This is a genomic window from Candidatus Nitrosocosmicus franklandus (genome assembly GCF_900696045.1).
Taxonomy (GTDB): Archaea; Thermoproteota; Nitrososphaeria; order Nitrososphaerales; family Nitrososphaeraceae; genus Nitrosocosmicus; species Nitrosocosmicus franklandus_A.
This window is the reverse complement of sequence record NZ_LR216287.1, coordinates 1971323-1984354: the sequence shown is the minus strand read 5'-3', so window position 1 is coordinate 1984354 and position 13032 is coordinate 1971323. Positions and strand designations below refer to the sequence as shown.

The following is a 13032-nucleotide window of genomic DNA, read 5'->3' as shown; positions in this document are numbered from 1 at the left end:
AAATAGTAGTTGCCACAAGAGCTAGCAAACTAGCTACCAGACAAACAGAATTAGTTATTGCGTTACTAAAAAATATTAAGCCAGATCTAAAAGTAAGAATTGATAGAACCATAACTCAAGGTGATAGGGACACCAGACCATTTTTTGCCATGGACAGGATGGGCGTTTTTGAAAAGGAAGTAAATGAAAAATTATTAAGATATCAAGCTGATTTTGCAGTTCACAGTCTTAAGGACCTTCATGCAGGAATATCGGACAAACTGGTTATTGCATGTATTCCTAGGAGAGAAAAGCCTAATGATGTATTCATAAATAGTGACAATGTAAAAAAACTCGACCAACTTTCTCCAGGTTCCATAATAGGTACAAGTAGTATCAGAAGAGCTTTTCAAATTAAAGCAAAGTATCCTCATCTAAAAATAAAGTCAATTAGGGGTAATGTAGAAACTAGATTAAATAAATCAAAGGAGAATAAATACTCTGGGATAGTGTTAGCCGAAGCTGGAATAGAAAGGTTAGGTTTGGCTAACCTGATTACTCATAGACTAAACATTCGGAGCTTTACACCTGCGCCTGGACAAGGTGCGTTGGCAATAGTATGTCGAAAAGAAGACAAGGATCTATTATCCTTGTTAAAAAAAATTGAAGACAACAAATCGCTTAAAGAAATTCAAGCAGAAAGATCTCTAACTGAAGCTATTGGAGCAGGGTGTACCGTGCCATTGGGGGCAGTTGCTAGTGCAAGAATTAGGCAAAAGAGCATATCATTGTATGCTGTTGTTTATTCTTTAGATGGTAAAAAATCAATAAAAGCATGTAGACAAGATGGAATAGACTATCCACAAGAGTTAGGTAAAAGTGTTGCACAAGAATTACTTTCCAAAGGTGCAATAGAGATAACAAAGGAATGGGACAATAATAATAATACGAACATAGATATTCTAAATGAATTAATAGAATGAAAAGAAAAGATAACACCGGGATAGTATATATATGTGGTGCTGGACCCGGTGATCCAAAGTTATTAACTGTAAGAGCACAGGAATTGATCAAACAGGCAGAGGTAATCCTCTACGACCGATTAATAGGGAAAGAAATCATTGAGTTGTTTCCTGAGTTGACAGAAAAAGTATATGTTGGAAGGAACATAGGAGATCCAACAACTCATCAAAACTATACAAATGAATTGATGATAAAATATGCTAAAATGGGTAAAACGGTTCTGAGATTAAAAGGAGGAGATCCCTTTATTTTTGGGAGAGGAGGCGAGGAGGCTGAGATTTTGACGGAAAACAAGATACCATTTGAGATCATTCCAGGAATTACCTCAGGTATAGGTGCGGCCATTTATTCAGGAATACCACTTACACATAGAAGATATGGTTCTTCCGTGGCTTTTGTTACTGGTCATGAGGATCCCGAGAAAAAGTCACCGGAAGTGAAATGGGAGAAATTATTTGATGCTGTGGATAGCGTGGTAATATATATGGGAACAGAGAAATTAGAAATCATTATTGAAAAAATAAAAAAGGGACTGAAAAGTCATAACAAGCCTGTCGCCATAGTTCAGAATGGGACCCTTAAGAATCAGAAGATAATTAGAGGAAATCTTGACAATATTGTTCTGTTAGCTCATCAAGCAAAGGTTACTCCTCCTGCAATAGTCATCATTGGTGACATAGTTAATCTTAATGATAAAATAAACTGGTATAACAACGGGTGAGAGTTACTCAACATGGTAAAAACAAAACAAGCATAGGACGGAGAACACGTAATTAAATTCAAAAAAAGGCCTTTAATTTGGAGATCAAGAACATCATAATTACCAGAGAAAATATCTCTTCACAAGACATTCCTCCAATGGATGGAAAAAATTTACTGGATCAAGTTAATCTAATAACTCTACCAATTAGGGATTTTCAAAAAATACAATCCATCCAAGTTAAGGAAACACTAGCAAGAATTGCGAGGTCTTATTACGATTATTGCGTCTTTCTAAGCTCAAATTCTATAGACATTTTCTTTGAGATACTAAAAGATGAGAAAGAGTCCAAAAAAATTTTGGATGCATTATCCAGAATGAAGTTAGTCGTAATTGGGCCTAAAACAAAGTATACATTAAAAAAATATGGGTTTGAATCCATTGTAGCAGACGATCATAATAACAATTATTCGATAATTGGCATCAACAATTTCCTTTACAGACTAGAATCAAAATTGAAAATGCAAAAGCATAATGACGTTTTGAAGATTCTTATACCAAGAAGCGCCCAATCAATAAAATCAGGTAATTTTATCAAATCCACATTTGAAAATATCGAATTAGACCAAGTATTTTTTTATGACATCACCGAAAGTAAGAAAATATTCACTTCACCAGAATGGAAGAAAATGACTAGGATATCAACCTATTTGGGCAAAACGTTCTTGATATTTACCAGCCCTTCAGCAGTAAGATCCTTTTTCAACATAATGTATCAACTTTCACCTGAACTCTATTACAACAAATCAGAAAGGGAGGTAATCAACGACTTGAAGATTTACCAGGTAATTTCCATAGGTCCCATAACCTCTAGAGCATTAATGGATAAAAAAATTGATTATATAGAGTCATCGACACACACGGTCAAAGGAGCCTTAGAGGTCGCTTTAAATTCTTCCTAAAACGGTAACTACTTTCTGATTTTTTAAATTGATACTCTTGTACTATATGGGCATCCCTGTTTCCTTGAGATCATGTTATCAAATTGAACACGATATTGAATATTGTATATTCAAGAAATAGGAAGAAAATATTAGAAGGTCGGTTGGTTGGTTGTTCTATGTAAGAAAAAACATAAAGTACTTATCTATACTTATAGTGCTTTTCAAAAATGTCTGCAGTTTCCTTGTACCTCGATTTTTCTACCTCGATAATCTGCTCCATTACCTCATCTCCCTTTAATAATAATGGTTTTCCAGTCCACTTGTTCTCAAATAGATAACTAATCCACGCACGTATAAAAGGACCCATTTTTCGGGATAACGGTTCTACAAATCCGTTTATTATCTCACGCTTTGCGCTTTCTCTATCCAATCCTTTACACATTAGGTAAAAGATTTGCTCCTCATCTATCTGTGAGACCGATGCAGAATGTGTTGCCTTAACCTCATTGGTTTCAATTTCTAATCCTGGTATCGCATCTGCTTGCGCTCCCTTGTTTAACAAGATGGCGTGTCCGGCCAAATATGCTTCTGAAGTTTGAGCATTTTTTCGGATTTTGATCATTCCCTTAAACAAAGATTTTGCAGTATCTTTCACGATGGATTTAACCAGTACTTTGCCACGAGTACTAAAGCCAACATGATCGAGATTAGATGTTATATCAAACAGTTGATTATTTGTACCAAAAACGATCTGAACATCTTCAGATTGAGCACCTGAGCCATTCATGACACTATCGGTTTTGAATCTACAAAGACGAGAACCAAACATGCCAGAATACCAAGACATCTTTGCATCTTTTCCGACAAATGCTTTTCTGTTTGAAATGCATACTGTATCCATATTCATAGCTTGAAGTGTTATAAACTCCAATTCAGCTATAGATTTTACATCACATTCAAGAAACTCAAAATAACCTACCTGTTGTTTTTGATGTTCATTCAATACCTTGTCGGAAGTGTTCCTAGAATCAAATCCGACTAATTTATTATCATTTGAATCAGAAGTCATGGTTAACGATGACGATGAATAAAGTTCTTGGACTATTGTAGCCTTGGACCCTTCTTCTGCAAGAACAAGATTTCTACAAATAGACGAAGTACCGTCATCTCGAAGAGAATATACAATTCGAATTGGATCTTCAATTATTAAGTTCCTTGGAATATAGATAAAAAATCCCGATTGAAATGCAGATGATCCTAATGCAAGAAATCGATCTTCTTCATAGTTAACGTAATTTTCATCAAAGTATTTCTTTACCAACTCAGGGTGGTTAGTCATCGCATCTTGGATAGTAGAAATGATTAAACCTTTTTCAGACAACTCAGCGGGAACAAATATATGTACAACTGTTGACCCTATCAGCAACATACTTGGAGAAGATTTTATTTCATTTAAGCGAATTTCTAGATCCTTTGAGACTGAAACTTTTTCCTTATTAGAGAAACAAACATGTTCTGGTTTCAAGACAGTTAAACCGGTATATTTAGAGTATAGCGGAGAAACCTCTGACGGCAAGTTGGAAAACTTGGACAAAATCTTCTTTCTATTTGAAGATACCCATTGGGGTTCTACGTAATTGTCAGAAAGTATCTTTTGGAGATTATCCTCTGAAAGTGATGAGAGTGTTATCATATGCATCATTACTATCTAACTAACTAAAAGCGATACAAAATTAAAATGAAGCATTATTAGCCAACCGAGCCTTCCATCTCCATTTTTACTAATCTATTAAGCTCAACCGCGTACTCCATTGGAAGTTCTTTAGTAAAAGGTTCCATAAATCCACCAATGATCATACTTAACGCATCAGATTCAGAATATCCCCTACTCATCAAATAAAATATTTGTTCATCTCCAATTTTTCCTACGGTTGCCTCGTGAGTTATTGTAGCATCATCTTCGTTAACTTCTACATACGGATAGGTATCGGTCCTGGAAAACTCGTCTAGTAATAATGCATCGCATCTAACGTTGGACTTTACACCATATGCTCCTTTGGCCACGTGTAGTAAGCCTCTATAGGTTGTTCTGCCCGAATCCTTACTAACCGACTTGCTCGTTATTCTCGAAGTAGTACCAGGAGCCAGGTGAACTACTTTTGCTCCCGCATCTTGATGCTGAGATTTACCAGCGAAGGCAACAGATACAATCTCGGCATGTGCATTCTTACCAAGCATGTAAACTCCCGGATACTTCATTGTCAGTTTGCTGCCGAGGTTACCATCGATCCATTCAACTGATGCATTTTCATAAGCATAAGCTCGTTTTGTGACTAAGTTATACACGTCTTTGCTCCAATTTTGTATTGTGGTATATCTTATCTTTGCTCCTCTTTTAGCAATTAATTCGACAACAGCAGAATGTAGAGACTCTGTTGAATAAACAGGTGCAGTACATCCCTCAATGTAGTGTACGTCGGCCCCCTCGTCTGCTATGATCAAAGTCCTTTCAAATTGTCCAATATTCTCCGCATTTATTCTGAAATATGCTTGTAGTGGTAAATCGACTTTTACATTTGGTGGAACATATATGAACGAACCTCCTGACCATACAGCACTATTAAGAGCAGCAAATTTGTTATCCTCTGGGGGAATGACCTTTCCAAAATGCTTCTTGACTAAATCTGGAAATTTTTTGACTGCAGTATCGGTATCTAGAAATATAACACCTTGTTGTTCCAAATCCTCTCGTAAATTGTGATACACCACTTCTGATTCGTACTGTGCACCCACACCAGCCAAAAATTTTCTCTCGGCTTCTGGAATACCTAATTTTTCAAAGGTATTCCTAACGGATTCTGGAACATCCTCCCAGGTTTTACTTTGCTTTTCAGAAGCTTTGGCATAGTAGTATATATTTTGAAAATCGATATGAGATAAATCACCACCCCAATTAGGCATTGGTTTGCTCATAAAAACATCAAAAGATCTTAATCGAAAATCACGCATCCATTCAGGTTCGCCTTTCATTCTACTAATTTCCTCTACAGTACCCCTGGATAGACCCTTTTTGCTCAAATAGACATAAATTTCAGTTGAATCCTTAAAGTCGTATTTGCTATAATCCATATCTAGTTCTTTTGCGGTCATACTGTTCATAACGGCGTTATTGATTATAAATATTTTTATTAAAAATATCCAAAATAATCAAATTTGTAAAAGAACATTAATAAATGATATAAATTTATTAGGACCACCTAATCACACTTACACCTTCTATTAAAAGAAAAAGTAATCATTATATTCCCACATAAAAGGTTTTCATATATGCAATTGGAGGGCAACGTAATTGTATGTGATTCTATTGATAATAAAGGCATAGAAATTCTAAAGAATGCCGGCTTAAATGTTGAATATTTACCAGAAATTTCACAACAAGAGCTAATTACCAAGGCAAAAGATTATGATGTAATTATTGTACGCAGTAGAACAAAAGTTACCAAAGAAGTAATAAACAGTGCTACTAAGACAAAGATAATTGCCAGAGTAGGAGTAGGATTAGATAATATAGATACTCTAGAAGCACAAAAGAAAAACATAGAAATAATTAATGCAGGCGAAGCTTCTGTCAATGCAGTATCAGAATTAGTATTGGGATTAATGTTATCATTAAGTAGGAATATACCTAATGCAAATTATGCTACCAAACAAGGTAAATGGATCAAGAAGGATCTAATGGGCGTGGAATTAAAAGGAAAGTATTTAGGCATAATCGGATTGGGCAAGATTGGAAGAAATGTGGCAAGATTGGCTAGAGGTTTAAGAATGAACTTGATAGGATACGATGTTGTTCCCATTGACAAGGCCTTTGCTCAAGAGGTCTCTCTTATAACGACAGATTTAAAGACACTGATAGAGAGTTCGGACTATATTACTTGTCATGTTCCATTTACAGAACAGACAAAACATCTGATCAACAAAGAAATGCTCTCAATGATGAAGAATGGATCGTATTTGATAAATACTTCCAGAGGCGAAGTAATTGAGGAACGTGCACTTATAGATTGTCTAAAAAACAAAAAGATCGGTGGTGCAGCTTTGGATGTTTACGAAGTAGAACCACCCACAAACAAAGAACTTTTGGAGCTGGATAATTTGATTTGTACTCCACATATTGGAGCTCAAACTAAAGAAGGACAAGAATTGGCCTCTACTGTAATCGCAGAAAAAATAATTCAAAAACTATCAGAGAGAAGTCAAGAGGACATCAAACCAAATTAATCTAATCAGTTATAATAGCATACAAAAATCTATAATAGATAATGTTGCAAAAGTCTTTATTTTTTTAATTGAATTTTTTTCAATGGCTTTCGATCCTATGGGTAAAAAGGACAAGATTAAGGGTCAAATAGTGGTAATTATATGTTCACGAAATTTCAACCACCTTTGTTCTTGAGGACAAACCACGAATTATTTTTACATTTGTAGGTTTAACATGAAAATATCCTGATATCATCTTGATTACGGCTCGATTAGCTCTTCCCTTAATTGGTAACTCATTTATAGAGACACTTATTTCCTTTGTGCATTCATCAACCATAATTTGTTCGAGGGGACTAAATTTGACTTTGACTTGAAAAACTTTTGTCAATGGATATCATCATCTCGAAATACTATCTAAACAAAGTTCACCATAATCAATATAAAAGTAGATCGATGATTTATTCATAGAAATTTTGAATTATAGTGCTAATAGAATCGTATTTTCATGGGAAGATATAGAAGACCTGATTGTAAAGATATCTAATGAATTAAACAGATTGTTACCCAGTTGTCTCCAAGACTATGAAATAATCGCTATTGCAAATGGGGGCATAATTCCAGCAACTTTACTTTCATATAAGCTAAAAATCAAATCAATCAATATTTTTCCAATAATAGACAAAAAGGTAGTACCTCACAAAATACCGATCTTAGATTCAACCAAAAAGTACTTGCTAGTAGATGAGATATACGATACGGGGAAGACTATCGAGATGGTCGAGCAATATATGGCTACTGCAAATTATCTAAAAATTTTCTTATTACAGAGATATGAGACAGACACGGCAAGTGATTATTTGTGTGGAAAAACCCTTAATGATCCGCGCTGGGTAGTTTTTCCTTGGGAAGAGCAAACAATTTAAAGATAATATTAATGGAGCGCATTTAGTAGATCCTTGTTGCATGTTTGTTGACGGGCACAAGTAAGATACAAGTATAAAACTGCCATAGGAAGGCTAGATATTCCCCCGATAATAAGGACGCCATTCGGCGTAACTAATGTAAGGATCGCAATTGAAAGATATAAGGATAGAAATCAAGGGGATTTTTTTAATTTGTTATTGTAACAAGATTGGCCATGCAGGGACACAAACAGATTTAATAATTATGGACGTCATATTATCTTCTTTGCTAATAAAATAAATGGAAAATATTATAGAGGCTCTTAATACAAACAATGAAAAGTTGACTGCATTCAAATATAACAATCCATTTCACTTGTAAAAACATTCATAATAATATGTGCAAATATTTTTTATCAAAAAGATCTAAACAAGCCTCAGTATCATGTCTAAATAAAATATCTCTTGTTCTTTCTTCTCTTTAGTAATATCCAGATTGAGACAACTCCAAATACTACAATTGCACTTATAATTATTCCGTAAAAAGCTAATGTATAAATAAATCCAAAAGTTTCAGAGATAGCAAGATTGAATATGGCTCTTTCACAGTTGCAATTGGCGTTGTCCGTAAGTATGGTTCTTGTTGGAGGCACGGGATCAGTTTCTGTAGGCCTAGCCATTCCTTCATTAAGTATACTTAGTACAACTTGATAGTTACCATTCTTTTCAAAGATATAGGGGATCTCAAAATCACCAATTGCAAGATTAGTCCAAGGAAAAGTATGTATTAATTCTCCTGCGGCGGAATAAATCTCAACCATTACATTAACATTATAAACATCATTTCCATTTTTATCTTGAATACTAAACATGATATATGTTTGTTCATTGGGTTTGGCATACTCGGGGTTTAATTCCTGATCAATAAAATATTTGTCTCCAATACCCATGCTCTCACTATTGTAATATGAAATATGTGTAAAATGCGCATCAGCAGGAATAGACATTAGCAAAAGAATTGAAGAAACTAAAACAAGTAACGAAAAAATTACTCTAAAAAGAAACATCGAATTTATTCAAAATTCACCCTTCAAGAACCATAAACCCAAAAAATTGTACCTGGACTTTGTCGTCTAGCAAGCTACTGCCTGTTTACTATTTGCTTGAAAAAGAAATCTCAGAGTTACTGTTATCCTTTGCAGATAAATTTGTTGTAGATTTCAAAGACTTTAAATTGATATTCGTATAAAAGATGTTAATTACTACAAATATCATGCTACTGTATAACACTAGTCCCAAACCCAGATGTGCAGTAACTAGGTCCGCATGTAACTTTTCATTGATAACTATGGCCCCTAATGTTATCTGTCCAACAACAGTTGCAGAAGCTATTATTGAAAATATTTTGGTAGTTTTGGCTGAATTTTTTCCTTTTAGTACAAAGGCCATCGTTAGAAACACCAAAAGTCCTGTTGTGGCGGCTATTGTTCTATGTATATATTCGATCAGAAATTCATATGAAGGAGTCAACCCCTGTGGACATAAAGGCCAATCTGGACAAGACAGACCAACACCAGTGGAACTCACATATCCTCCAAGAGTCATTAGTCCAAATAGAACGCATAAGGTGCCAATCGAAAAAACTTGAAGAAACTTATCATAATTCATTTGAATTATCTTTCGTTGATTGTTGTTTGTTTCTTTTGTACGTAATATGCTCTAAACAAAAAAGAAGATTATTGGACCGTAAGTGAGCCCGTCATGAAAGGATGTACAGTGCAATAGTACTGATAGTCTCCCGGTTCCAATGTGGTTGTGTCTACCTCTGCAGAATCACCACTCATCAAAATGCCTGTATCAAAAAGCTTTGCGGAATTTGGATCCTGGGGACCAGATCCACTTGTTAACGTGTGAGGTTGAGCATCATCGTTTGTTACAGTAATAATATCGCCTTTAGATACTGTGATTGAATCTGGGGCATATGATGGATTACCCTGAGTGGACGCGCCTACAGGTATTGATATAGCGGTACCTGAACCTGCAGCAGGAGTTGTTGAAGCTCCTGTAGACTCTGCAGATGTCGGAGATGAGTCTGGAGTGGCAGGACTTGGAGCAGCTGGTGGAGGAGCAGATACAGGTGGCGGGATGCTTGCAGTAAAGTCCCAATATGCTATTGTGATATATCCCAAGAATATGAGAGGGATGATAATAATTATCAACCCCTTCATAAATCGGGTGGGGGATGTCCTAGTGATGTGGGTCTCGTCGTGCGTAGTCATAGTAATATTCAACTCCGGTTCCTAACTCAAATGGATCTTTTGGATTAGCAGGTTTACCAAACATTGCTGATTTTATCATGTTATACAGGAAGAGTATAAATGATGCGCCGATAGCCCATCCTCCAAACGTGGCAATCTGGTTCATTATTATTAACTCGGGAATAGGCAGGTAGTCTACTACTCTTCTTGGCATTCCATACAAGCCCAGTATGTGTTGAACACCAAATATTAGTGCAATCCCAACAAATGTGAGTACAAAGTGAATCTTCGCCAAACGCTGATCATACATACGGCCGGTTATCATTGGGAACATGTAATAGATGAACCCAACAAAGGCGAGTGTAATGGTTCCCATGATAAACAAGTGCATGTGTCCTACGACCCAATAACTATCGTGAGTTAAAAAGTCTAAGGGCATAGCACTATTTACCACACCGCCTGCTCCTGCTGAGAAGAACAACAAGATGGCTCCTACACTAAACAACATCGGCGCGGCAAACTTTATTCTTCCACCCCACATTGTCGCAAGGAAGTTAAAGACGTGCATGGCAGATGATGGTACAGCAGCCAATGTCCCTACCATAAACACAGTCTTTTCTGTGAAACTCATACCCACGGCGAACATGTGGTGTGCCCAGGATCCAAAGCCAATTATAGCTATTACTACCAACGCTATAACTCCAGAGTAATAGCTAAACAAAGGCTTTCTTGAGAAAGTCGGTATCATTTCGTACATCATACCAATACCTGGAAGGAGGAAGATGTACACTTCTGGATGGAATGTAAACCAGAACAAGTGTTGATATGCAATTGGATCTCCACCCATTTCAGGATTAAAGAATCCAGTTACTCCCAACCTATCTGTATAAAGCATAACTAGGGACGCCGCAAAAGTAGGAATAGCTACTATAATCATTAATGAGGTGACAAGAGTTGCCCAACTAAACAATGACATTTTCATCAAAGGCAAGTCCGGATGTTTCATCTTTAGTATGGTAACGGTGAAATTAATAGCTCCTAACACAGAAGACAAACCTAATAATTTTAATGCTACAATCCACAAATCGGCAGATGGGCCTGGTGCTTTTAATATAGAATATGGAGGATAAGCATTCCAAGTAGTATCAGAAAATCCTGCCCAAAGCATCATCATACAAGGCGGAATCATCCAAAATGCTACAGCATTGAGCTTTGGCCAGGCCATATCTTTGTATCTAACCATAATTGGAATAAGATAATTACCTGCCCCAGCTCCAAATGGAATGAGCCATAGGAACAATAGCGTTGTACCATGAACAGTAAAGAATCGAGCAAAATCCGCTTGGCCTTCAAAAAGCTGTATTCCAGGTAAAAATAATTCCGCTCTGATTGCCATAGCAAGACCTCCTCCAGCGAACAAAGCCACCATGGAAGCTATTATGTATAATAACCCGATATCAGTATGGTGGGTTGAAAATATAATCTCCCATATGGGACGAGGTTTTTTTAATTCTAGAACCATTTTGTTATAATAAACACCCCTACAGACATAGATTTGGAATATGTCTATAAAAGTATTTGGATTCTAAATGAGGAGTATTAATATTAAAATATAAAAAAAAGAGCAATTACAAATAAATTTTTAATAACTTCTTGGCTTGTGTTATAAAAACTATATACAAGTATCAAAATAAAGGAATAATCTATTGTACAGTCAGCGTTCCTGTCATAAACGGATGAACCGTACAATGGAATGGATGTTCTCCTGCCTCAACATTGGAAGTATCAATGTCAGCTGTACCAGCAGGCATAATGATGCTTGTATCGAAAAGCTGACCGGCATCTGCGTCACCTGGTGAAGCACCGCTCGTGACTGTATGGGGAGCAGTATCATCATTTGACACGGTAATTATTTCACCTTGCGATGCCGTAAGTGTATCTGGTGAGTATGATGGATTGCCAGGAGTTGCGGCTCCCGTGGGTATAGACAGTGTTACTGATGATGCACCCGTTGCAGTTTCATTGCCAGAGCCTGAACCAGAGGTAGCATTGGATGAAGCATTGTCTCCTCCCGTAGTTGCTGCTCCTTCTTCTTCAGTACCGGCACTAGATGTAGTTAAATCTCCAGGCTCGACCACTCTCATGGTACCTGTTCCTGTAGATCCTACCTCGCTTCCGCCTGGTGCTACTATTGTGGCTGTGCCTGTCCCTTGAGATATGGTAGGTCCAGATTCGGATGTTGAAGCAGTGGATGTAGTATTTTCGGTATTAGGTTCGACAAATAACCTGGCTCTCATATCCTGATGAAGCATACCGCAATATTCTCTACATTCGATTAGGTATTCCCCGGGTTCATCAAAAGTATTCCACACAGTGTTAACTCTACCCGGTACTGCATCCATCAGGATTGCAAAATCAGGTATGTTAAAACTATGAACTACATCAGACGAGACGATCTCAAATCTATATGGCACACCCTCTTTAACATGAAGTTCGTTTATTTCTTGAGTACCGTCTGCGTGTTGAAATGACCAAAACCACTGCTGGCCTACAACCCTGACGGTCTCAGAATTGGGAGGAGCATATTCTAATGCATGTTCTATATTCCATGCTTCTGCACCAACCCAAATCAGGAGGGCCGTAACAACTCCTATATATATCCACTCAGGAGTAGCGTGTCCCATTATGCGTTACCTCCAGAACTATTATTCAAGTTCTTGAATCTAGGATGAGATTCCCTAAATCGCCATGAGATATATACGTTCAAACCCTGTACTACCGCTCCCACGATAAATGCTGCAACCATCATTCTGTAAAATAGACCCCAAATCTCCACTCTACGTACTACAGATTCGCCTCCTTCAGCAGCATAAGCTATTTCGATAATACTTTGTATGCTTATGACAGCCATAGAACTAAAAATGAAAATCAACAACATTTTGTTAACAGAGTAAAAGGCCATA

Annotated in this window: 14 protein-coding genes; 5 read left to right on the top strand and 9 right to left on the bottom strand. The window is 36.7% G+C overall.

Translation table 11 applies throughout. From position 1 onward, the window contains the following. The first annotated feature begins 2 nt into the window (after positions 1–2). From hemC to NFRAN_RS09300, 3 genes are all read left to right on the top strand, one after another. On the top strand, positions 3–962 hold the full coding sequence (gene hemC / locus NFRAN_RS09310; RefSeq protein ID WP_134484735.1) for a hydroxymethylbilane synthase: 960 nt from the start codon (positions 3–5) through the stop codon (positions 960–962). Then, positions 959–1723, top strand: a complete 765-nt coding sequence (cobA, locus tag NFRAN_RS09305) for a uroporphyrinogen-III C-methyltransferase (protein WP_134484734.1) — start codon at positions 959–961, stop codon at positions 1721–1723. The genes hemC and cobA overlap by 4 nt, the downstream gene beginning before the upstream one ends. Positions 1724–1800: 77 nt before the next feature. Continuing rightward, complete coding sequence (locus NFRAN_RS09300; protein ID WP_134484733.1) at positions 1801–2664, top strand: uroporphyrinogen-III synthase; 864 nt, start codon at positions 1801–1803, stop codon at positions 2662–2664. A gap of 181 nt (positions 2665–2845) precedes the next feature. Here NFRAN_RS09300 and NFRAN_RS09295 read toward each other — a convergent pair whose 3' ends face one another. Beyond that, on the bottom strand, positions 2846–4348 hold the full coding sequence (locus NFRAN_RS09295) for a SufB/SufD family protein (protein WP_134484732.1): 1503 nt from the start codon (positions 4346–4348) through the stop codon (positions 2846–2848). Positions 4349–4395: 47 nt separating this feature from the next. After that, positions 4396–5796: a Fe-S cluster assembly protein SufB gene (gene sufB / locus NFRAN_RS09290; protein ID WP_134484731.1), complete on the bottom strand. Its 1401-nt coding sequence runs from the start codon at positions 5794–5796 to the stop codon at positions 4396–4398. Between the two features lie 177 nt (positions 5797–5973). Between sufB and NFRAN_RS09285 the strand changes: the two genes are divergently transcribed. Then, positions 5974–6927: a D-2-hydroxyacid dehydrogenase gene (locus NFRAN_RS09285; protein ID WP_134484730.1), complete on the top strand. Its 954-nt coding sequence runs from the start codon at positions 5974–5976 to the stop codon at positions 6925–6927. 145 nt (positions 6928–7072) lie between these two features. Here NFRAN_RS09285 and NFRAN_RS09280 read toward each other — a convergent pair whose 3' ends face one another. Further along, the gene (locus NFRAN_RS09280; RefSeq protein ID WP_134484729.1) at positions 7073–7297 is read right to left on the bottom strand and encodes a DUF167 domain-containing protein; all 225 of its coding nucleotides are present in this window, start codon (positions 7295–7297) and stop codon (positions 7073–7075) included. A gap of 85 nt (positions 7298–7382) precedes the next feature. On the opposite strand from NFRAN_RS09280, the gene NFRAN_RS09275 reads away from it, so the two are divergent. Then, positions 7383–7832 carry a hypothetical protein gene (locus NFRAN_RS09275; protein ID WP_134484728.1) on the top strand — a complete coding sequence of 150 codons (450 nt, stop codon included), beginning with the start codon at positions 7383–7385 and terminating at the stop codon, positions 7830–7832. Positions 7833–8260: 428 nt separating this feature from the next. Here NFRAN_RS09275 and NFRAN_RS09270 read toward each other — a convergent pair whose 3' ends face one another. The 6 genes from NFRAN_RS09270 to NFRAN_RS09245 all read right to left on the bottom strand — a co-directional run bounded on the left by NFRAN_RS09270 (position 8261) and on the right by NFRAN_RS09245 (position 13031). Next, a complete protein-coding gene (locus NFRAN_RS09270) occupies positions 8261–8818 on the bottom strand; it encodes a hypothetical protein (protein ID WP_172602247.1) in 558 nt (185 codons plus the stop codon). A gap of 148 nt (positions 8819–8966) precedes the next feature. After that, positions 8967–9479 carry a COX15/CtaA family protein gene (locus NFRAN_RS09265; RefSeq protein ID WP_197731166.1) on the bottom strand — a complete coding sequence of 171 codons (513 nt, stop codon included), beginning with the start codon at positions 9477–9479 and terminating at the stop codon, positions 8967–8969. 68 nt (positions 9480–9547) lie between these two features. Continuing rightward, entirely contained in the window at positions 9548–10090 is a 543-nt protein-coding gene (locus NFRAN_RS09260) for a cupredoxin domain-containing protein (protein WP_134484726.1), read from the bottom strand. Next, positions 10059–11591, bottom strand: a complete 1533-nt coding sequence (locus tag NFRAN_RS09255; RefSeq protein ID WP_134484725.1) for a cytochrome c oxidase subunit I — start codon at positions 11589–11591, stop codon at positions 10059–10061. The genes NFRAN_RS09260 and NFRAN_RS09255 overlap by 32 nt, the downstream gene beginning before the upstream one ends. A gap of 181 nt (positions 11592–11772) precedes the next feature. Further along, positions 11773–12753 carry a cupredoxin domain-containing protein gene (locus tag NFRAN_RS13880; protein WP_172602246.1) on the bottom strand — a complete coding sequence of 327 codons (981 nt, stop codon included), beginning with the start codon at positions 12751–12753 and terminating at the stop codon, positions 11773–11775. Continuing rightward, a complete protein-coding gene (locus NFRAN_RS09245; protein WP_232037985.1) occupies positions 12753–13031 on the bottom strand; it encodes a hypothetical protein in 279 nt (92 codons plus the stop codon). The genes NFRAN_RS13880 and NFRAN_RS09245 overlap by 1 nt, the downstream gene beginning before the upstream one ends. Between the last annotated feature and the right edge of the window lies 1 nt (position 13032).